Consider the following 20,472-nt stretch of genomic DNA (forward strand, 5'->3'; position numbering starts at 1 on the left):
TCTGATGAAGAAAGCAACCATAGACCAAAAGAAAAAAATAGCCGTACAGGAATAGACCACCCTGTACGGCTATTTTTCATATTTTGCAATATTTCTGTTCAAAGCGAGCTATCCCTTCAGTGAGCTTAACGCTTTTGGGACAGCCCCTTCCTTATTTATTCTTTGCTTAACCTTTTAGCCTAGTCTGCATAAATACAACTTCATCGGCTAATTTCTCGATACGCGCAATGATGTCCTCATTTGCAATTTGCTGCTGCTCATCAAAATGTTCATCATGAATATAAACATGCCCCGGTGCTACATAAGCTCTAAAATAACCAGCTATCGGCTTCAGCTGATTTTCAACTACGAGGTAATGATGACTGGTTCCTCCAGTAGCGATAAATCCCATTACTTTGTTCGATATTTTAGGAACGGGAACGAGATCAAATAGATTTTTTAATACGCCGGTAATCGACGACTGAAAAATCGGTGTGCCGATAATATAGAAATCAGCAGCTGTTATCATCTCAATTACCTTTTGTGTATCTTCATTGTAGTCAGATATATTGCTTCCGTCGCAAAATTGCACGTTTTTGTAATGCCGCATATCCAGAAAATCGACTTCAATATCCGGATATTTGTTCCTGACAACGTCTAAGCTCGCATCTACAGCCGCAGCTGTTTTTGATCCCAAAATAGTACCTGAAATGCCCAACAATTTCATCCTTTTTCACGCTCCCGCAAATTTTATATTGATTTTTATTCCGTTTTTGATTAGACACTTTTTAAACTATAATGTATATTATATTGAGGTCATTTGTTCTTTGTCAATGACCATATCCACAGCGTTGACATGATCTAACAGATAAGATACATTTATTATATATTTTAATATACTATATATAAATAAAAAGGGAGAGAACCTTTCGTGAGCAATGAACAACCAGATCTATTTACAGATATAACAATTATTGGTGGCGGCCCAACAGGGATGTTCGCTGCGTTTTATGCTGGGATGCGGCATGCAAGCGTGAAAATTTTGGACAGTATGCCTCAGCTCGGCGGGCAGTTGGCCGCTCTTTACCCTGAGAAATATATATATGATGTTGCTGGATTTCCTAAGGTGACAGCTCAGCAGCTTATTCATAATTTACAAGAACAAATGAATCATTTCCCTGTGCAGGTTTGCCTGGAAGAAAAGGTTCAGCAGGTGATTAAGAAGGACGAGCATCATTTTGAAATCATCACCGATAAAGGAACACACTTTAGTAAATCTGTCATTATTACCGGCGGCATAGGCGCATTTGAGCCGCGTCGATTAGAGCTTCCAGAAGCCAAACCTTTCGAAAATACAAACTTGCAGTATTTTATAAGTGACTTGAATCAGTATAGCGGCAAAAGGGTGATCATTAACGGAGGCGGCGATTCCGCGGTCGACTGGGCGCTTATGCTTGAACCGATTGCTGAAGAGGTTACGCTCATTCATAGGCGGGACAAGTTCCGCGCTCACGAGCACAGTGTCGAAAATCTACTAAAATCGAAAGTGAATGTCATTACACCAGCGGAGATTACAGAGCTGCACGGGGATGAACAGATCGAGAAAATAACGATTACGTCTGGCAAAACAGGAGAAACACGCGAACTCGCATGCGACGCGCTCATCGTTAATTTTGGTTTTGTTTCCTCGCTTGGTCCCATTTTGGAATGGGGATTAGAAGTGGAGAACGGCTCTATCGTCGTTGATACTCGAATGGAAACGAATATTAAAGGGATCTTTGCAGCTGGAGACATTACAAGCTATCCCGGCAAAATAAAGCTTATTGCAGTTGGTTTCGGAGAAGCTCCTACTGCCATTAATAACGCTAAGGTTTATTTGGACCCTACAGCTAAACTCTCGCCCGGCCACAGCAGCAATCTGAAACTTTAACCACAGAAAAAACAAGAACAGTGAGATATAAATGCTACCTCACTGTTCTTGTTTTTGTCTCTTTTTTATGGAATAGGTACATCTTTGTCCGCCTTTGGCAAGACACTCGGATCTCGAAACCTCTACATCGCCAAGCATCGTTTCAAACAGCTTCAATTCACATTGGCAGGCATGCTGATATTTGGTCGCTACTTGCTCAATTGGGCAATTATTTTCTTTCAAAATAAATTGTTCGTTGTTGATCTTTTCCCATTCCACCATATATCCATTCTCGTTCTGAATTTCTGCGAGTGCCTTCACTCTATCCTCAAGCTCTTTGCTTTGCATGCTCAATTCGTATTTTTTAGTCATTTTGTTTTTGCGGCCTTCAAATAACGACTCTACCGCCGACGAGCCAAGCTGATCGGTAAGCTCATCCAATAATTCAAGCGTTAAGGTATGATATTTGCGCGGGAAAAATCCGTCTGCATGCTCCGTTAAACAATAAACCGCTGTTGGTCTGCCCATTGCTTGTCTGATGGTCTTCGATGAGATAAGATTATCCCTCTCCAGCGATTGAATATGACGTCTAACGGCCATTACCGTAATTCCCAGCTCTTCCGTAAGATCCTTTGTACTTAAATTACCCTTCGTCTTCAGCAGCTGAAGAATATATTCTCTTGTTGAAAGCTGTCCTTGATCTATATTGGTCATTCCTAATCACCTTCCGATAATTGTCATATGAAATATTTCATGTCTGAAATGAATACTGCAATAATAACATTTTCTAAAATCAATGTCTCCACTCTGCAATAATTCATCCTGCTATTCATCTTCATTTATCGGAATGGATCATCAAAATTAGATTTGATCTTTTATATACTATTATATATAATAAATTTAATAATTCAACTCCATCCTTTTTTCCAATTCTAAGCGAGGTGCATAATGATGATAGAAATAAGCGAAAAAGCAGAGTCCATTATTAATCAAATGGTTATCGAATCAGGAAATGATCGTACGTTTTTGCGAGTAGGCGTTGAAGATGGCGGCTGCAGCGGATTATCCTATAACATCAAATTGGATGATACCATAACAAACGATGACCACTCCTTGCAAACGGATCATATCAACGTGGTGTGGAACACTCAGAGCGAGCCTTATTTGGCGGGGTTAAAAATTGATTATGTGGAGCAAGGCATGACTGGCGGCTTCACGATTGATAATCCCAATGCTAAAGCAACCTGCGGCTGCGGAGCTAGCTTTCGTACGGCGACCTTCAAAGGCAAACGCGAAAAATGCGATGAATAACCCTCTCCTCCCATTCGGAAAGAGGCATTTTTTTATCACACTTATTATACATTTATATTGACTAAGTATGAAATATCAATTAAGCTGTAAGTATAACTTACCAAATCAACTTATGGAGGAATGAACCATGTCACATCAATTACCTGAACTGCCTTATGCAAACAACGCTTTGGAACCGCATATCGACGAGCAAACGATGATGATTCATCATGACCGCCATCATAATACGTATGTAACAAACTTAAACGCCGCTTTGGCGGACTATCCTGAGCTTCAGCAAAAAAGCTTAGATGAGCTGCTTCAAGATTTAAAAAGCGTCCCTTTAGATATTCGGACAGCCGTACAGAACAATGGAGGCGGACACGCCAACCACTCTTTATTTTGGGAATCGATTGGACCAAGTGGCGGAGGATTGCCTGCTGGTCATTTGGCAGAAGCTATCGATAAAGAATTAGGCGGCTTCGACTCGTTTAAGGAGCAGTTTACGAAAGCAGCTACAACTCGTTTCGGCAGCGGGTGGGCGTGGTTAAGCGTAGATCATAAAGGCCATTTGTTCGTTTCGAGCACGCCTAATCAAGATAGTCCGCTTATGGATAATCTGACTCCCATTTTAGGACTCGATGTTTGGGAGCACGCTTATTATCTGAACTACCAAAACAAACGCCCTGATTATATTTCAGCATTTTGGAATATCGTGTTATGGGATGTTGTAGCGGAACGATACGAAGCGGCTATAAAATAAGATGACAACGGATTATAAAAAGCTAGGCTGCTGCATGGCAACCTAGCTTTTGTCATGCTTATGGCGACTCCAAAATGCTGCCGTCACTGCCGTCGTCAACCTTTGATTCTACGCTTGTCATTGATTTCATTAGCTCCGTTACGGTCACGAATTGAAAACCCCGTTTATCCAGCTCGTACAGTATCGTCTCCAAGGCTTTGACTGTTTGCTGAGAACCAGGAATGTAATCATGCAGCAATACAATGTCTCCGTTTCTTGCGTTATTCAAAACTTTGTTTACAATTTTGTTCACTCCAGGGCTTCGCCAATCATTTGTATCTTGATGCCACGACCACAAAATCGTTGTGTAACCTAATGTTTTCGCAACCTGAATTGAATTTTCATTGTAATAGCCTCCCGGCGGGCGAAATAAAAGCGGCTTTTTCCCCGTCAAGGCTTCTAACGCATTTTCAGTTTTTACGATCTCATCTCGAATAGTCGCTTGGCTTATTGATTTCAAGAAGTAAACATGATTAAACGTATGATTGGCTACCTCATGCCCTTCTGCAATTTCTCGCTTAATTGTTTCCGGGTAAAGCTTCACCTTGTTGCCCAGTACAAAAAACGTTGCTTTCGCATTGTATTTCTGCAGCAAATCGAGAATAACTTCCGTTGTTTTCGGATATGGCCCATCGTCAAAGGTTAAAGCAATTTTCTTATCCTCAGTAGGAACCTCCCACACAATTTCCCCCCGCTTCTCATAAAAAAAACGGTCCTTTTTAATTGGTGCTGAGAAACCTACCAAAAAAACGAACATGAGCAGCAATAGCAGGCCACGCTTACTAATGGACAACGGTTTTCCTCCTAGCGGCTTATCGATATGTATGACAAGATGGATTCGGCAGCTCCATATGGAGCTGCCGATATCAAGTCTTATTAACGGAGCGGAGCGGTTACGGCATTGCCAATATCGCGAATCATGATGGTCACGTCATTCGCTAATGTCTTCAATGGATGACCATTAGTCATGCTCGTGTTCATCGATTGTATTTTCTTATGCATACCTTGATCGGATGTCACATGAATGTTGTACTCAGGGTATTGTCCTTTTAAGGCAGCATGCACTTGTTTCTCAATAATGGCTTTTTTGCCGATGTTATCAACATCTAGGCCTACGATTGCATCTTTATTATGAATGACGACTGTTGCTTTTTTCACACCGCTAACTTGCTTAGCACGGTTAGCTAATTGACCAGCGCTTTTATTATGATCCATTCCGAGGCGATGTACAGTTCCATCAGTGCCATTCATACGATTTGTGCCATTGAGACTGTTGGTTCCATTCATTCCATCACCGTCAATACCATAGGTGCGGTTAGCACTATAAGGATTGGCGCTGTATGAATTGTTATTATTCACTAAAGGATCGACACCATATGCTCTATTATCCAAATTGTTATATCTTCTATCCGTCATATTAGTGCCGTGAGGAACCATTTTTGATTCAATACGATTCATGTCGTTTTTAACTCTCATCGATTTTTGGTTCACCGTATGGTTTTGACCGCATGCCGATATCGAAAATCCAATTGCAAGCACCATAACTGAAGTAAGAACCGGTTTTAAATGTTTTTTCACTACATAACACCTCCTGTTTGATGATAATAAGTTGTGCTAAAAGTGATCATTCATACATGGAAAAAATATTTCAAGCAACAACGGCATTTAAGTTAACCTTTTTATTCGTTTATAAAGCACCTCAGGCGTAATATCGGGACTGCCTGCATTAATGCGCGGTATTTCCAATTTATTTATCCCTTTTTTGGCCAAACCAGGTTTTGTTGTATAGCCATAAATAACGCCTGACCCCAGCATCGTTGGAAACAAAGACTTAGAATATATGCCAAAAGGATAGCTGATTGAATCCGGATTTTTCACTCCTGCTTTTTTCAGCAGATTCACGCATGTTTGAGTGTCCTGTTTAACGCGTGACTTATGAAGCTCCAGTGCATTTTTCCCGCCTGCTTTTTTATTTACATAAGTTAATGCGCTTTTCTCCCCAACCTTCTTATGCAATTGATTCGTATGGCATTGAAAATCGATACTTGTTGATTTAGCCATCATTTGTTTTATTTGCGCGTAAGATAAATGCGGTATCGTCTTAGATGGCTTCTCTAAATAGCTTGTAATCGTAAAATTAACTGCTGGAATGGATAATTCTTTTAGGATCGGATAAGCCACTTTGTAAAAACTTTCGTATCCGTCATCAAACGTAATCAATACGGCATTACTCGGTACGGTTCCGCCAGCCAAAAAATGACGAAAGTCCTCCAGCCTAATGAACTGGTAGCCCTTGCTCTTTAAATAAATCAGCTGATCCCGAAAGAGCATCGACGAAATCGTCGAAGAGCTTGAATCTTTATCGTGAACATGATGATACATTAGAACAGCGACTTTATCCTTATACACGCCAGATGAGCTCTTTGCCGAAACAGAGGAGGAACTTATAAGTATTAGAAAAGCCAGACTCAGCATGAAGGTCATTCGAAAAATGATGTTCATTTTGTCGATTTGCTCCTTTCTCATGAACTCAGCTGTTCTCAAATTTTTGCTATATCCTCTGGAGGGTCATAGTCATAAGGTCTGCAAAGCACCAGCAATCATACATGGTAAAAGTAGCTTCCATGCCTTGAATCAACATGCTTCTTATCCGTCCAAGCAGTTTTTGCACGCAAAAAAGGAACAGTATCCGCATTCTACATAAGCGGTTAACTGTTCCCTCTACATTTGATTGTCCATCGTCATCGTTTAATCCTCAACATTTCTTACATCTACAGATACATGCAATATTTGCTCGCCCGTGCCTCTATATACACCTTTAACCGGCACAATATCTTTATAATCCCGCCCGTGCCCAAGCTTTACATAACGCTCCCCAACAGGATCAACGTTAGTGGGATCAAAGCTGCACCAGCCTAGTCCAGGTACAAACGCTTCAACCCAAGCATGCGAAGCTTGCTCGAAATCAGCGCTTCCTCCCTGCAAATCACCAACAAAGTGATAGCCGCTTACGTATCTGGCTGGGATGCCAAAAGCTCTGCAGCTTGCGATCATTAAATGCGCAAAATCCTGACATACGCCGCGTTTGCTCAAAAACATATCCGATGTTTTCGTCTTTACATCTGTCGCTTCAGGATCATAAATGAACTCGCTCCTAATCTTTGTAGACAGTGCACTTAGCCAATCTAGAACGCTGGCTTGACTGCTTGAGCTTGCGCTCAAAATTTCACCAGCAAATTGCTCCACCTCAGACGTAACAGCTGTATATTCTGTCGTAAGCAAAAACTCGGTGAACCGGTTGGCAGCTTCATCTGTTCTTAACCAGTTCCATGCCTGCTCTGGCGGCCGCTTGCTTAAGTATTGTTCACGTTCCTCCGACGTTGGCGCCTGCTTTGTAACAACGGTCATAGATGTTCGAATGGTAAGCCGCTTATGGGGACCATTAACCGAGAACGCATGAACACGATTGCCAAAATAGTCCTCATAGGTGAACAAAGAGGCATTCGGTTCAATCGAAATCGCTTGCTGGTAACAGGACTGTCTTTCATTGGTGCTGGGCGTTAGTCTAATTTCATTGACACTGTCCGTCACTGACTCTGCATACTCGTACTGCGTGACATGTGAAATACTGAGCTTCATGCGCTTGCCTCCCCCATACGAAAAAAGGTTTTGGCAAAAGCCATCCCAAGCTGCTGACAAGCATCCAGCAAATGAGCAACGATCGTTCCATTCCGATCAATGACCATATCCTCTCGCTCAAGACACGCCAAATCCGCTTTCACCTTGCTCACTTGGCGGATTACTTTCTCATGTGCTGTGCGAAGCTGTTTATCCTGCAGTTCAATATGCCGCATATGTTCATCAAGGGTATGCAGTGCAAAATGAAGAGACCGCGGAAACACACCATTAAGAACAACAAATTCAACGATCGACTCCACAGAGATGCCATCAGCATAATAACGACGAAACGCTTGATAACCGCTAACCGAGCGCAGTACGGCCTGCAAATAAGGATATGCCCTTGCATTGTCCCAATCCTCGCCGCTAGCTGCGTTGCCCACTGCCTTAATGATGCGCAGCGTATTCTCAGAGCGCTCCAAGTAACGCCCGCATTCAATGAAATGCCATTCATTTTCCCTTGGCATGACAGATTGGCTGACCCCTTGAAAAAGCGCCGTCCATTCCTTGATTCTTCCGAAAAACAAATGCGGAGATTCACGCAGCAAATCATCCGGCTGCTTCTCACGCAGCCACAAATAAAAAGCATTTGTTGCGTCCCACATTTCACTTGGCACCTTCTCGCGCAATGTACGAAGATTGCCGCGAGCATGACTGACGCAGGAAACTAAAGAGTTCGGATTATCACGATCAAGCGTCGTGTAGAACAGAACATCACGTTCATTGTAGCTGCTATATTGCTGTTCATAAGCCTCTCGGCTGCCAAGAGCGTCTACGATTCTTGCCCATTTAGAATAAGACACCATATCGTCGCCCTCCAGCTTTCCTTTTAGGCTTGGCGTGTCGTCGTCAACCTGCAGGTGGTAATGAACATCAATTAATCTAGCATGATTCTCAGCACGCTCCATGTAGCGGCCTATCCAAAACAACGCTTCTGCATTTCGGTTCAACATAGCAATCCCTCCTGTTAATTATCGTTTTAGGACCCACGTATCCTTGACTCCGCCGCCCTGAGAAGAGTTGACTACAAGTGAACCTTCCTTCATTGCAACACGTGTTAAACCGCCCGGAATGACGTGTGTCTCTTCACCCATCAAAGCAAAAGCGCGCAAATCAATATGCCGAGGCGTCATGCCGCCATCCACCATAACCGGCGCTCGCGAGAGCTTCATCGTCGTCTGGGCGATATATCGCTCAGGTTCCCGCTTAATAGCTTCAGCAAATGCATGAATCTCGGGCAGGGAAGCGCTTGGACCAATCAACATGCCATAGCCCCCCGAGAGCGATGTCTCCTTCACGACGAGCTGATCTAAGTGTTCCAGCACGTAATCACGTTCCTCCTTGCGCGTTAAAATGTACGTTGGAACGTTATGCAAAAGAGGCTCTTCTCCCAAATAGTAACGAATCATGTCTGGAACATAAGCGTAAACGGCTTTATCGTCCGCCACGCCTGTTCCCGGCGCATTAGCGATCGCTACATTTCCGGCACGATAAGCGTTCATGAGTCCAGGTACACCAAGGAAGGAATCCGGCTGAAAGGCAAGCGGATCAAGAAAATCATCATCAATGCGTCGATAAATAACATCCACTTGACGAAGTCCGCGCAAATCACGCAAATAAATTTTGTGGTCTTTGTATACGAGGTCCCTGCCTTCAACGAGGTGAATGCCCATCTGCTGCGCCAAAAAGGTATGTTCATAATAAGCTGAATTATAAGCACCAGGAGTGAGCAGCACGATCAAGGGGTCGCGTTTGCCGCTTGGAGAAAGCGCGCGAAGTGAGCTTAGAAAACAATTTAAGCTGCGGTCAATACTTTGTACGGAGCTTGATAAATACAAATCATGAAATAGCTCATTCATTAATGTTCTGCCTTTAAACAAATAAGAAAAGCCTGATGGAGATCGCAAATTATCCTCCAGCACATAATATCGGCCCTTCTCATCACGAATCAAATCAATGCCCGATGCTGTAATATATACACCGCCTGGAACATGTAGACCAGCCATTTCAGGCCGAAAATAAGTATTTGAAACAATCATTCTACGAGGAATGATACCGTCTGCTACAATTTTTTGTCCGTGATATACATCATGAAGGAATGCATTCAAAGCTTTGATTCGCTGCCTTACTCCTCGGTCAACGCCATCCCATTCATGCTTCGGTATGACGCGAGGGATATAATCGAACGGAATCGTTCGCTCAAGCGGCTCATTTTGCGCACCGCTGTACAGCGTGAAGGTAATGCCCTCCTCCATCATTCTTTGATTAATCGCGTTTTGCCTCACTGCAAGCTCAGATGGATTCATTCTTCCGAATAAACGATGAACGCTTTCGTAGTGATCACGAACAGAAAAGTCCTTATCGAACATTTCATCGTAAAAGGTCTGGGCATCGTAATATTGCGATTGCGACTGTTTGGCCGTCGACATGACAACCGCCTCCTTCATGATGGCCGCTATACCAGTTTGGTACTAGCTAGGTGAAAAATCGATCTAATTTGTTGATTTCACGTTAAAAAACTTAACATTAATTCCAAAATTGTACCGGAATGTTAGGATAATCATACTAAATTCTGAATATTGTGTCAACTTATATAACACGAAAGCAGGAACCCTCAAGTGAGAGAATTCCTGCTTTTTCTGAGCTGCATTTCCTATTCGGATTGGTTTAATTGCTGCAAATCCTTTGTAACTTTATCAACCATATTAACGAATGAAGCCAGTTCTTGGGATCGAGCTGCTTGATTACGGGCCTCAACCGAGGTTTGCTCAGATTCAAGGCGCACTGCGGATAGCTTCTTATCGATTTCCTCAAGCTTTGACTGTATCCCTTCAAGTGCGTTCCTTGATGACGCGGCCAGCTTGCGCACTTCATTCGCAACAACCTCGAAGCCTCTCCCATTTTCGCCAGCTCTCGCAGCTTCTATCGCAGCATTAAGACCTAACAAATGCGTCTGATCCGATATGCCTCGAATCAAAGTTCCCATCTCGTTAATGCCTTCAAGCTCTTCACGAAGCTCACCTAATAGTGTATGCGTCTTATCCTGAGATTGCGAAGTCGAAATCGCAGTTGCCGCAATCGATTGTGCACCCTCGTCCAATTCAAACATAAGTGAAGCAAGCTCCTGCACAGCACTCGTAACAGTCGTCAGCATGATGGAACGATTGTCCGCCAGCTCTTGAATTTTTTTCTGTTCATGCTGATTGTAAGCTTCAAGCACGAATTGCGAGTCCAGATTGAACAATTTCGTCAAAGCATGCACAACATCCTTCCAGCGTTCAGGAAGAACTCTTTTCAGTACGTTCGTCGATATGTCCAGATAAGTCATATATGTACCCAAATACCAGTCCGTCGTCAGTCCAATTCGGGAATGAACAGCGCCTATTTTTATGCGGTTATCAATGTAAGCCTGGTCGATTACCCCCTCGGTAAGCGACATGTAATACCATATCTGCGTTTCCTTCAAACGCTCAATGGTGCTTACGTTAGAAATAATAGCTACAAGCTCCGGCTGCTGGCCAATAGTTTCATAAAATCGGTCGACTACTTCATGGACAATATTTTGAAAAATGGGCTTGCATTCCGCTAAAATTTTGAGATCCTGCTCCGTAATGCCCGTGTATTCAATCTGCTTCTTGCGCTCTGCTGATAAATTAATCAAAATAGCCCGACTCCTTCGGTATATAGTAGACCACTATTACCTATTATATCGGAAAATATTCAAGAAACAGTATGATCATCTCAAATTCTTTTTAAACCTACAGGAAGAAAAGAAAAGCCGATAGACAAATGTCTATCAGCTTCTCTAATAATCAGGTCAATCATTTATCGATTGAGCAGGCTTCCTACATAACGAAGCAATTCATTTGAACATACCGAGCAGTAGCTATGCTCATCCATAAGACGTTTCGTTACTTCATTAATTCGCTTCAATTGACTCTCATCCGGTGTTTTTGTAGAAGTCGTTATTTTCACAATATCCTTCAGATCGGCGAACAGCTTCTTCTCAACGGCTTCGCGCAAACGCTCGTGACTTGTAAAATCAAACTTTTTCCCTTTCCGCGAATAAGACGAGATTCGAATCAAAATCTCTTCGCGGAACGCTTTTTTCGCATTTTCGGAGACGCCAATTTGCTCCTCGATGGAACGCATGAGGCGCTCATCCGGATCCATCTCTTCGCCTGTCAGCGGATCTTTAATTTTTGCCCAGTTGCAATACGATTCAATGTTATCCAAGTAATTTTCAAATAAGGTGCGGGCAGATTCCTCATAGGAGTATACGAATGCCTTTTGAATTTCTTTTTTCGCGAGCAGATCATATTCCTTGCGGGCCACCGAGATGAAATTCAAGTAGCGCTCACGCTCATCCTTCGTAATGGATGGATGGTGATCCAATCCTTCCTTAAGCGCACGCAAAACATCAAGCGCATTAATACATTGTGTATCCTGCTTAATAAGCGCGCTGGAAATTCGGTTAATGACGTAGCGCGGATCAATCCCTGTCATGCCTTCCTCTAAGTATTCGTTTTGCATTTCCTTCAAATCTGCTTCCTTGAACCCTTCGACTTCCTCGCCATCGTACATCCGCATTTTCTTCACAAGATCCATGCCTTGCTTCTTCGTTTCCTTCAGCCTCGTTAAGATGGAGAAGATGGCAGCAGCACGCAGCGCATGCGGTGCGATATGGATATGGCGCATATCGCTTTGTGCGATTAGCTTCTTATAAATTTTTTCTTCGTCGGACACTCGCAAATTGTAAGGGACCGGCATAACGATCATCCTGGAATGCAAGGCCTCATTTTTCTTATTGCTTATGAACGATTTGTACTCCGATTCATTCGTATGAGCAATAATAAGCTCATCCGCGCTGATCAAAGCGAATCGGCCTGCTTTAAAGTTGCCTTCCTGCGTCAGTGAGAGCAAGTTCCATAGAAACTTCTCATCACACTTGAGCATTTCTTGAAATTCCATCAATCCGCGATTTGCCTTATTAAGCTCTCCGTCAAAACGATAGGCGCGAGGATCGGATTCAGATCCATACTCCGTTATCGTCGAGAAATCGATGCTTCCTGTAAGATCGGCAATATCTTGCGACTTCGGATCGGATGGGCTGAATGTGCCAATACCAACACGGTTATCCTCAGAAATAAACACCCGCTCAACGAGTACGTTTTCAATATCGCCGCTGTATTCCGTCGTAAGCCTCATTTGGCATGAAGGGCATAGATTCCCTTCAATTCGAACACTAAGCTCTTTTTCAATATCAAGCCGAAGCTCATGGGGAATAAGATGAAGCGGATCCTCATGCATCGGGCAGCCTTTAATCGCATAAACGGCTCCACGCTCAGTTCTGGAAAATTTCTCAAGACCTTTTTTGAGCATCGTAACGATCGTGGACTTTCCTCCGCTGACCGGACCCATCAACAATAGAATCCGTTTGCGAACCTCCAGCCTGCGAGCTGATGAATGGAAATATTCTTCAACCAGCTTCTCCACCGCACGATCCAGCCCAAAAATTTCTTGATCGAAAAATTTATACTGCTTGTTGCCGCCAACATCTTCCACCCCATGAGATTCAATCATTTCATAAACGCGAGAATGTGCTGTCATGGCCGGGGACGGGTCCTTCCTTAACAAATCAACGTAATCCTTGAATGTTCCTGTCCAAGCAAGTTTCTCGCTCTCAGCCTGATACTCCGATATTCGCTTGAAAATGTCCATACCGTGCCTCCTCCCATCGCTTCCGCATTCCACTTATCATTCTACGCCCGGGATTTGTCTCTAGACGCTCTATCGAGTGGTGCCAACTTTTATTGAGGTATTACATTCCTATGCTTATTCTAGGAGATAATTGCACACTATTTTTGTCCTTCATCCATCAAAAAACGACAAGTGCACAAAATCCTTTGCTATAATGATTCATAAGCATCAATGGAAATGAACGAGGAGAGGAGTTAGCAAACGTGGCAGTAGCACGCGAAGAAGAGCTCTACAAACCTATAAAAAAGTATTATGAGCAGCTTGGGTATGCGGTAAAAAGCGAGGTCCTTCATTGCGATTTGGTCGCTATACATCCTGAGCGAGCGGATACGATAATTGTCGAAATGAAAAAAACATTCAACCTCGCCTTGCTTTTGCAAGGGGTTGAACGTCTTCGATTAAATAGCCATGTCGTGCTGGCGGTTGAACGCAATCGAACGAAAAGCGGAGCGCACAACCAGCGCTTTGGCGATTTGACTGAACTTTGCCGAATGCTTGGACTCGGGTTTATGACCGTAACCTTCTACAAAACAAAGCCGCCGGTCATCGATTGGTTGTGTCAGCCGGGCGATCCGCCGCTGCGCGGAGTAAGGCGCAAGAAGCAAGCACAGCTGCTGACCGAGTTTAAGGAGCGCAGCGGCGACTATAACGTCGGCGGCAGCACAGGCCGCAAGCTTGTTACAGCATACCGCGAGAAGGCTCTGCGCTGTGCTTATGCGCTTCACACCTCGGGACCACTAGCACCGCGCGAGGTCGCAGCCATTACTGGCTATAGACGCAGCGGCGAAACGCTGCGCAGCAATTATTATGGCTGGTTCGATCGCATTGAACGCGGCAAATACAGCCTGCGCCCTGAGGGCGCGGCTGCATTATCTGAATATAGCAATGTTATCGCTGAATGGTCGGCATCGGTTAGCTCCGCCCCGTAAATTCACCGATCGCTTCAACAAACCGCAATACGCCTTGTTCTGTACGCGCTCCTGTATTATATGTGTAATTCAACCTTGCAGTGTTGCGCTGTGGATGATCGGCATAGAAAGAACTGCCCGGCACAAACGCAACCCCTTTTTGAACCGCACACCGCAGGAGCGCCTCTGCATCCAAACCGTCAGGCAGGTCCAGCCATAGGAACATGCCGCCTTTCGGTTTTACCCAAGTGACGCCCTCAATTGCCTGGCGCTCAAGAAGCCCATGCATCTCAAGCATACGCTCGCCGTATGACTTTGAGATAAGACGGATATGACCATCGAGATCAAACCCTTTAAGCAATTGACTTAATATTTGTTGATCAATCGTACTCGAGTGAAGATCGGCAGCTTGCTTAGCTTTGGCTACCATGTTGATGACTTCACTGTCTCCGATAGCCCAACCTGACCGCAGCGCAGGTGCTACCGTTTTAGAAAACGTACTCGTATAAAAAACCGCGCCGCCCTCTACTTGTCCTTCTAATGAGAACAGTGTAGGGAATTGCTCACTCTCATCAAATTTTATGTCACCATAAGGATCATCTTCAATAATTGGCATTTCGTTTTGCTTGCAGAGAGCAAGTATTTTCTTCCTTCGATCAACGCTCCATACACGTCCCGTTGGATTGCCGAATGTCGGTACAGCATAAAGCAGCTTCGGACGATGCTCGCGAATAAGACGTTCTGCATCCTCAGGAATGATTCCATGCTCATCACTCTCCGCAGCCACTACCTTTAAACCATGAAGAGCAAATACTTGCAAGCTTGCCAAGTAAGTAGGCTTCTCAACCAAGATTACATCTCCAGGCTCTGTAAGTACGCCAACGAGCAAATCAATCGCCTGCTGCGACCCAGTCGTCAGAATCATCTGATCTGGATTAACATGCATTTGCTTAACTGCCATGCGCTCACTAAGCTGCTCCCGCAATGGCAAATACCCAGCTGTCAAACCATACTGCAATGCGCTTGCTCCAGCAGTAAATACACGGTCCGCTGCTTCGCGCACGGCTTGTACGGGGAACAGCTCCTCAGCTGGAAGTCCTCCAGCAAATGAGATCATTTCCTTTCCTTGCGTCAGCTTAAGTATATCTCTGACCGCTGAAGATTTAAGCTCTGATATTCTAGATGAAAAACGATAATTCATATTGATTGCTCCTCCTCGCAAGCTATATTGCTATGCTTATACTCTCTATGTTAACAATGTGTTCACAACTTTTAAAGTTTTCTTTTTTGCCATCGTTGGTTATAATAAAGACAGCATACTTGGAGGTGTCCCACAGATGAACTTTATTATCGTTATGACTGTGTTTGCATTGTTCATTACGGCGATGCTTACCAGCTCTTACAATGATGACAAAACAAAAGGACTATAAGCCTGCTTTATCCGCTTATAGCAAACGCAACAAAAAAATGAAGCTTCCCGAAGAGCAACAATACTCTTCTCGGGAAGCTTCATTTCGTTATACAGCATGCCAAAACGCTGATTAGCGTTGAAGAACTGCCATTTCTTCCATACATACACCACAAACATAGCGATCCTTGAAATCACGCACTTCAACCATTGAACCGCAAAAAACACACTTTGGACGGTAACGCTCCAAAATGATATGGTCACCTTGGACGAAAATTTCAACGGGATCGCCCTCGTTCATCAAATAACGTTTACGTAATGATTTTGGAAGTACAATACGTCCGAGTTGGTCCACTTTTCTTACTACACCTGCTGGTTTCATCACTTTCACCTCTTCTGTGTCTGGTTTCGCAAGCTATTTTTGAGAAACCTCTGCGTTATAGTCTTTCGATGGCACTTCAGTATTTCCTTCCTAATTTAATAATTTCTTAATATCCTGCAATAATTCTTTTTATTAGAGCAAAAAAATTCCAAAAAATGAGAAATAAATCAACATTTTTAATCGAGTCCTGGAAAATGATTTTGTCTAAGCGCTTCATACACGATAATTGCTGCAGAATTGGACAGATTAAGTGATCGCACTTTATCCGTCATCGGCAATCTAATGCAAGTTTCTATATTCGCATCTATAAGCTCCTGTGGCAAGCCCTTTGTTTCTTTCCCGAATACAAAGAAATCGCCATCCTGATACTCGAACTGTGAATACGTCTTCTTTGCTTTTGTACTTGCGTAGAAGAATCGGCCTTGCGGATAACTTGCGAGCACCTCATCGAAGGAATCATGATACTCGATATGTACCGAATGCCAATAATCGAGTCCCGCTCTCTTCAAAGTACGATCGTCCGTATCGAAGCCTAGTGGTCTTACCAAATGCAAAATAGTGCCGGTTGCAGCGCATGTACGAGAAATATTACCTGTATTTGCAGGAATTTCTGGTTCTACCAAAACAATATGAAATGGCATAGTTTTGTTTCTCACCTCTCATTTTGCCTATTATACACGAAAATGACGAATATTTTTACACCCACTTTACGTACCGTTAATCTCAAGCATAATTTCAACCTTCATAATAGAACCATAATAGGCGGAAACACATGGAGGAGAGCTGAATCATGCGAAAAAAAATTTTGATCGTGGATGACGAACCATCTATTTCAATGTTGATTGAATTTAACTTAAAGCTGGCAGGTTATGATGTACGTTGTGTAGGTGATGGTGAAGCTGTATTCGAAATGCTTAAGCCTTTCCGTCCCGACTTAATTGTTCTAGATCTCATGCTGCCAAAAATGGACGGACTCCAAGTTTGCCGCGAGCTGCGCAAGCAAAGCAATGCTGTACCCATCGTTATGCTGACTGCACTTCAAGACGTAACCGATAAAATAGCTGGTCTTGATAATGGTGCCGATGACTATATGACTAAACCTTTTAGCCCGCAGGAGCTTGTTTCTCGTATTCAAGCTATATTCCGCCGAGTTCAATCGCTTCCTGGCACTGCTGATGACACAACGTTCAACATTGGCCGCTTGAAGGTTCAGGTTGAACAGCGTGAAGTATTCATAGACGGCAAATCCGTTGAGCTTACGCCAAAGGAATTTGAACTGCTATTGTTCCTATGCCGCCACAAAGGAAAAGTGCTTAGTCGCCAGCAGCTGCTGCACGGCGTATGGGATTACCATTTCCTCGGCGACACACGAATCGTCGATGTTCATATTAGCCATCTGCGCGACAAGATCGAGAAAAACGCACGGACGCCGGAATATATTATGACCGTCCGCAATGTCGGTTATAAATTAAACGGTCCTCATATTGCTGAGAGCAGTCTTGCCCAAGCTTAATGAACTTATAACGTCTATATCAAAAAAACAGCCTGCTTCTATATTAGAAGCAGGCTGTTTCTATTCTAGCAATTATAGGCGTGAAATTAAAACTACTTATTAACCGTTCCGTTTTTGGAAGTCAGCCATGAATTGTGCAAGGGCTTGGCAGCTCTCAAGCGGAACCGCATTGTATGTCGAAGCTCTTAGGCCGCCAACATCGCGATGACCTTTCAAGCCTTCAAAACCTTCTTTCAACGACTCCTTAACGAACAGAGCCTCAAGCTCCTCCGTTTGAATACGGAAAGTAATATTCATAAGCGAACGGCTTTGCGGCTGAGCACAGCCCGTGTAGAAGCCGCTGCTTTGATCTATAGCGTCATAGATCAGCTTCGTTTTGTCGCGGTTGTACTGCTCTAGCTGAGAAACTCCGCCTTTTGCCTTGATCCACTCCAGAACCAGCTTCACCATATATACCGAGAAAGACGGCGGTGTATTGTACAACGAGCCGCTCTTTGCATGCGTGCTGTAACGGAACATCGTTGGAATCGTTTTGTTGCTGCTCTCGATAAGATCCTTACGAATGATGACAACGGTAACGCCTGATGGACCTAGGTTTTTTTGTGCGCCGGCATAAATGACGCCAAATTTGCTTACATCAATCGGTCTGCTCAAAATATCACTGGACATATCCGCAATAAGTGGCACATCACCAGTGTCAGGGAATTCTTGGAACTGCGTTCCGCCAATCGTTTCATTTGATGTTAAATGTACATAGGAAGCATTGCTCGGAACTTCAATTTCTGACAAAGTCGGCATACGCATAAATTTGTCAGCTTCAGTCGAAGCGGCAATAACCGTTTCTCCGACAAGTTTCGCTTCTTTAAGCGCTTTGTCAGCCCAAGCTCCTGTCATGACGTAAGCGCCTGGCTTGCCAGGCTGCAGAAGATTCAGAGGAAGCATAGCAAACTGTGTGCTCGCGCCGCCTTGCAGCAATAAAACCTCATAGTTTTCTGAAATTCCGAACAATTCACGAAGCAGGGCTTGCGATTGATTGTTCACTTCTTCATACATTTTGCTGCGGTGAGACATTTCCATAATGGACATCCCTGCGCCCTGATAATCAACAAATTGCTCCTGGGCTTGCTTCAGCACCTCAAGTGGTATTGCGGCTGGTCCTGCATTAAAATTAAATGCTCGTGTCATCTTCGGATACCCACCTCTGTTTCTTTATTTATGATATGGATATGATAGCAATTTTGAAGGGCTGCATCAAGTGTATTCCGCATATTAAATAAATTAAAAGTCGAACGTATGACGCAATACTGTCAATAAACATTCGGATTTCGTTCATTTTATCTTTACAAACGATAAAAAAACGGGTCCCAGAGGGACCCGTTTCTTATATTTCTTGAACGATTGATTAGCAATCGTAGTAAAGGCTGAACTCATGCGGATGAATACGGATTGCAACAGCTTTAGCTTCTTGACGTTTTACTGCAACATAGTTATCAATGAAGTCTTTAGAGAATACGCCGCCTTCAGTCAAGAAATCGGAATCTGCTTCAAGGGCATTAAGCGCCTCGTCAAGCGTTCCAGGAACGCTGCGGATTTCTTTTTTCTCTTCTTCTGGCAATTCGTAGATGTTTTTGTCGAAAGGACCGTAACCAAGAGCTACTGGATCAAGCTTGCGCTTGATGCCGTCCAAACCTGCAAGCAGCATCGCTGCAAATGCAAGGTAAGGGTTAGCCGTGTTGTCCGGTGTACGGAATTCAATACGACAGCCTTTAGGTGTTACAGCTGCAATCGGAATACGAACGGCTGCAGAACGGTTGCCTTTTGAGAATACAAGGTTAACCGGCGCTTCGTAACCAGGCACAAGACGTTTGAATGAGTTCGTGCTTGGGTTAGTGATTGCGATCAAAGCCGGAGCGTGGTAAAGCACGCCGCCGATGTAGTGCATAGCCATTTCGCTTAGGTTAGCGTAAGCGCCTTTGTCATAGAACAAAGGAGTATCGCCGTTGAAGATAGAAGCATGAACGTGCATACCGCTACCGTTGTCACCGAATAGTGGCTTCGGCATGAAAGTAGCCGTTTTGCCATATTGGCGAGCTGTGTTGTGAATAATATATTTGAATTTCATAAGATTGTCGGCTGTTTTTGTCAATGTGTCAAAACGGAAGTTGATCTCTGCTTGGCCAGCAGTTGCAACTTCATGGTGATGACGTTCTACGCGAAGGCCCGATTCCTGCAATAGGCGAACCATTTCGCTGCGGATGTCTTGTTGGGAGTCGATAGGAGCTACAGGAACATAGCCGCCTTTAACTGGAATTTTCGAACCAAGGTTTCCGCCCTCTTCTTTACGGTTCGTGTTCCAGCCAGCTTCCTCGGATTCAACAACATAAGAGGATGCATTCATTGTGCTTTCATAGCGAACTTCGTCGAAAATAAAGAATTCAGGTTCTGGTGCAAAAAATGCTGTCGTACCAATACCTGTAGTTTGAAGATACTCTTCAGCCTTTTGAGCGATGCTGCGCGGGTCACGGTCATAACGATCGCCTTCAGGTGTATGAATATTACACATAACGTTCAGTGTAGGATGATCAGTGAAAGGATCAATAAATACGGATTCTGTATCCGGCATCATAACCATATCGGAATTTTCGATACCGCGGAAACCGTGGATTGATGATCCATCAAAAGCTACTCCGTTTACAAAAGTATCAGCATCAACCTCAGCAGCAGGAAGCGTGATGTGGTGAGCCTTACCTAGAAGATCCACGAAGCGGAAATCTACAAACATAATGCTGTTTTCTTTAATATTGTCCAAAACATTTTGAACTGACATTATAATTTCCTCCATT

Annotated in this window: 20 protein-coding genes; 5 read left to right on the forward strand and 15 right to left on the reverse strand. The window is 43.8% G+C overall.

What is annotated here, in order from left to right; genetic code table 11:
- Window positions 1-166: 166 nt before the first annotated feature.
- Window positions 167-706 carry an NADPH-dependent FMN reductase gene (locus AB4Z45_RS05445; RefSeq protein WP_441908252.1) on the reverse strand — a complete coding sequence of 180 codons (540 nt, stop codon included), beginning with the start codon at window positions 704-706 and terminating at the stop codon, window positions 167-169.
- Between the two features lie 204 nt (window positions 707-910).
- On the opposite strand from AB4Z45_RS05445, the gene AB4Z45_RS05450 reads away from it, so the two are divergent.
- Window positions 911-1,909: an NAD(P)/FAD-dependent oxidoreductase gene (locus AB4Z45_RS05450; RefSeq protein ID WP_441908253.1), complete on the forward strand. Its 999-nt coding sequence runs from the start codon at window positions 911-913 to the stop codon at window positions 1,907-1,909.
- A gap of 39 nt (window positions 1,910-1,948) precedes the next feature.
- Here the strand turns inward: AB4Z45_RS05450 and AB4Z45_RS05455 are convergent, their stop codons facing one another.
- Entirely contained in the window at window positions 1,949-2,602 is a 654-nt protein-coding gene (locus AB4Z45_RS05455) for a helix-turn-helix transcriptional regulator (RefSeq protein WP_441908254.1), read from the reverse strand.
- A gap of 234 nt (window positions 2,603-2,836) precedes the next feature.
- On the opposite strand from AB4Z45_RS05455, the gene AB4Z45_RS05460 reads away from it, so the two are divergent.
- Window positions 2,837-3,199, forward strand: a complete 363-nt coding sequence (locus AB4Z45_RS05460) for a HesB/IscA family protein (protein WP_441908255.1) — start codon at window positions 2,837-2,839, stop codon at window positions 3,197-3,199.
- Between the two features lie 127 nt (window positions 3,200-3,326).
- Window positions 3,327-3,941 carry a superoxide dismutase gene (locus tag AB4Z45_RS05465; RefSeq protein ID WP_441908256.1) on the forward strand — a complete coding sequence of 205 codons (615 nt, stop codon included), beginning with the start codon at window positions 3,327-3,329 and terminating at the stop codon, window positions 3,939-3,941.
- Between the two features lie 58 nt (window positions 3,942-3,999).
- Here AB4Z45_RS05465 and AB4Z45_RS05470 read toward each other — a convergent pair whose 3' ends face one another.
- From AB4Z45_RS05470 to AB4Z45_RS05505, 8 genes are all read right to left on the reverse strand, one after another.
- The gene (locus tag AB4Z45_RS05470; RefSeq protein WP_256710856.1) at window positions 4,000-4,773 is read right to left on the reverse strand and encodes a polysaccharide deacetylase family protein; all 774 of its coding nucleotides are present in this window, start codon (window positions 4,771-4,773) and stop codon (window positions 4,000-4,002) included.
- Between the two features lie 83 nt (window positions 4,774-4,856).
- A complete protein-coding gene (locus AB4Z45_RS05475; protein WP_076267616.1) occupies window positions 4,857-5,558 on the reverse strand; it encodes a YhcN/YlaJ family sporulation lipoprotein in 702 nt (233 codons plus the stop codon).
- A gap of 87 nt (window positions 5,559-5,645) precedes the next feature.
- Window positions 5,646-6,482, reverse strand: coding sequence for a polysaccharide deacetylase family protein (locus tag AB4Z45_RS05480; protein ID WP_441908257.1), 837 nt, complete (start codon window positions 6,480-6,482; stop codon window positions 5,646-5,648).
- Between the two features lie 246 nt (window positions 6,483-6,728).
- Window positions 6,729-7,619 carry a transglutaminase family protein gene (locus AB4Z45_RS05485; RefSeq protein WP_076267615.1) on the reverse strand — a complete coding sequence of 297 codons (891 nt, stop codon included), beginning with the start codon at window positions 7,617-7,619 and terminating at the stop codon, window positions 6,729-6,731.
- The gene (locus tag AB4Z45_RS05490; protein ID WP_441908258.1) at window positions 7,616-8,611 is read right to left on the reverse strand and encodes an alpha-E domain-containing protein; all 996 of its coding nucleotides are present in this window, start codon (window positions 8,609-8,611) and stop codon (window positions 7,616-7,618) included. Before AB4Z45_RS05490 ends, AB4Z45_RS05485 begins: the two co-directional genes overlap by 4 nt.
- Before the next feature lie 18 nt (window positions 8,612-8,629).
- Entirely contained in the window at window positions 8,630-10,087 is a 1,458-nt protein-coding gene (locus AB4Z45_RS05495; RefSeq protein WP_441908259.1) for a circularly permuted type 2 ATP-grasp protein, read from the reverse strand.
- A gap of 224 nt (window positions 10,088-10,311) precedes the next feature.
- On the reverse strand, window positions 10,312-11,319 hold the full coding sequence (locus AB4Z45_RS05500; protein WP_339204376.1) for a globin-coupled sensor protein: 1,008 nt from the start codon (window positions 11,317-11,319) through the stop codon (window positions 10,312-10,314).
- A gap of 164 nt (window positions 11,320-11,483) precedes the next feature.
- A complete protein-coding gene (locus AB4Z45_RS05505; protein WP_339204377.1) occupies window positions 11,484-13,379 on the reverse strand; it encodes a PrkA family serine protein kinase in 1,896 nt (631 codons plus the stop codon).
- Between the two features lie 242 nt (window positions 13,380-13,621).
- On the opposite strand from AB4Z45_RS05505, the gene AB4Z45_RS05510 reads away from it, so the two are divergent.
- Window positions 13,622-14,347: a DUF2161 family putative PD-(D/E)XK-type phosphodiesterase gene (locus tag AB4Z45_RS05510; protein ID WP_339204379.1), complete on the forward strand. Its 726-nt coding sequence runs from the start codon at window positions 13,622-13,624 to the stop codon at window positions 14,345-14,347.
- Here AB4Z45_RS05510 and AB4Z45_RS05515 read toward each other — a convergent pair.
- The 3 genes from AB4Z45_RS05515 to trmL all read right to left on the reverse strand — a co-directional run bounded on the left by AB4Z45_RS05515 (window position 14,331) and on the right by trmL (window position 16,757).
- Window positions 14,331-15,527: an aminotransferase-like domain-containing protein gene (locus AB4Z45_RS05515; RefSeq protein ID WP_441908260.1), complete on the reverse strand. Its 1,197-nt coding sequence runs from the start codon at window positions 15,525-15,527 to the stop codon at window positions 14,331-14,333. The two genes, AB4Z45_RS05510 and AB4Z45_RS05515, sit on opposite strands and share 17 nt — an antisense overlap.
- Window positions 15,528-15,867: 340 nt before the next feature.
- Complete coding sequence (locus AB4Z45_RS05520; protein WP_054023539.1) at window positions 15,868-16,116, reverse strand: AbrB/MazE/SpoVT family DNA-binding domain-containing protein; 249 nt, start codon at window positions 16,114-16,116, stop codon at window positions 15,868-15,870.
- Between the two features lie 176 nt (window positions 16,117-16,292).
- Window positions 16,293-16,757 carry a tRNA (uridine(34)/cytosine(34)/5-carboxymethylaminomethyluridine(34)-2'-O)-methyltransferase TrmL gene (gene trmL / locus AB4Z45_RS05525; RefSeq protein WP_339204382.1) on the reverse strand — a complete coding sequence of 155 codons (465 nt, stop codon included), beginning with the start codon at window positions 16,755-16,757 and terminating at the stop codon, window positions 16,293-16,295.
- A 149-nt stretch (window positions 16,758-16,906) separates the two neighbouring features.
- Between trmL and AB4Z45_RS05530 the strand changes: the two genes are divergently transcribed.
- Window positions 16,907-17,629: a response regulator transcription factor gene (locus tag AB4Z45_RS05530; RefSeq protein ID WP_076267607.1), complete on the forward strand. Its 723-nt coding sequence runs from the start codon at window positions 16,907-16,909 to the stop codon at window positions 17,627-17,629.
- A gap of 99 nt (window positions 17,630-17,728) precedes the next feature.
- On the opposite strand, the gene serC is transcribed toward AB4Z45_RS05530, so the two are convergent.
- Window positions 17,729-18,814, reverse strand: coding sequence for a 3-phosphoserine/phosphohydroxythreonine transaminase (gene serC / locus AB4Z45_RS05535; protein WP_441908261.1), 1,086 nt, complete (start codon window positions 18,812-18,814; stop codon window positions 17,729-17,731).
- A gap of 217 nt (window positions 18,815-19,031) precedes the next feature.
- Window positions 19,032-20,456: a type I glutamate--ammonia ligase gene (gene glnA / locus AB4Z45_RS05540; protein ID WP_076267605.1), complete on the reverse strand. Its 1,425-nt coding sequence runs from the start codon at window positions 20,454-20,456 to the stop codon at window positions 19,032-19,034.
- Window positions 20,457-20,472 lie beyond the last annotated feature (16 nt).

Origin of the sequence: Paenibacillus sp. MCAF9, from assembly GCF_052114265.1 — a bacterium.
GTDB lineage: Bacteria > Bacillota > Bacilli > Paenibacillales > Paenibacillaceae > Pristimantibacillus.

Excerpts from the sequence above, each read along its gene's own strand:
- AB4Z45_RS05485 (WP_076267615.1), bottom strand. The coding sequence starts at position 7,619 with ATGAAGCTCAGTATTTCACATGTCACGCAGTACGAGTATGCAGAGTCA.
- AB4Z45_RS05505 (WP_339204377.1), bottom strand. The coding sequence starts at position 13,379 with ATGGACATTTTCAAGCGAATATCGGAGTATCAGGCTGAGAGCGAGAAA.
- AB4Z45_RS05490 (WP_441908258.1), bottom strand. The coding sequence starts at position 8,611 with ATGTTGAACCGAAATGCAGAAGCGTTGTTTTGGATAGGCCGCTACATG.
- AB4Z45_RS05515 (WP_441908260.1), bottom strand. The coding sequence starts at position 15,527 with ATGAATTATCGTTTTTCATCTAGAATATCAGAGCTTAAATCTTCAGCG.
- trmL (WP_339204382.1), bottom strand. The coding sequence starts at position 16,757 with ATGCCATTTCATATTGTTTTGGTAGAACCAGAAATTCCTGCAAATACA.
- AB4Z45_RS05445 (WP_441908252.1), bottom strand. The coding sequence starts at position 706 with ATGAAATTGTTGGGCATTTCAGGTACTATTTTGGGATCAAAAACAGCT.
- serC (WP_441908261.1), bottom strand. The coding sequence starts at position 18,814 with ATGACACGAGCATTTAATTTTAATGCAGGACCAGCCGCAATACCACTT.
- AB4Z45_RS05530 (WP_076267607.1), top strand. The coding sequence starts at position 16,907 with ATGCGAAAAAAAATTTTGATCGTGGATGACGAACCATCTATTTCAATG.
- AB4Z45_RS05455 (WP_441908254.1), bottom strand. The coding sequence starts at position 2,602 with ATGACCAATATAGATCAAGGACAGCTTTCAACAAGAGAATATATTCTT.
- AB4Z45_RS05480 (WP_441908257.1), bottom strand. The coding sequence starts at position 6,482 with ATGAACATCATTTTTCGAATGACCTTCATGCTGAGTCTGGCTTTTCTA.
- AB4Z45_RS05495 (WP_441908259.1), bottom strand. The coding sequence starts at position 10,087 with ATGTCGACGGCCAAACAGTCGCAATCGCAATATTACGATGCCCAGACC.
- glnA (WP_076267605.1), bottom strand. The coding sequence starts at position 20,456 with ATGTCAGTTCAAAATGTTTTGGACAATATTAAAGAAAACAGCATTATG.
- AB4Z45_RS05465 (WP_441908256.1), top strand. The coding sequence starts at position 3,327 with ATGTCACATCAATTACCTGAACTGCCTTATGCAAACAACGCTTTGGAA.
- AB4Z45_RS05460 (WP_441908255.1), top strand. The coding sequence starts at position 2,837 with ATGATGATAGAAATAAGCGAAAAAGCAGAGTCCATTATTAATCAAATG.
- AB4Z45_RS05520 (WP_054023539.1), bottom strand. The coding sequence starts at position 16,116 with ATGAAACCAGCAGGTGTAGTAAGAAAAGTGGACCAACTCGGACGTATT.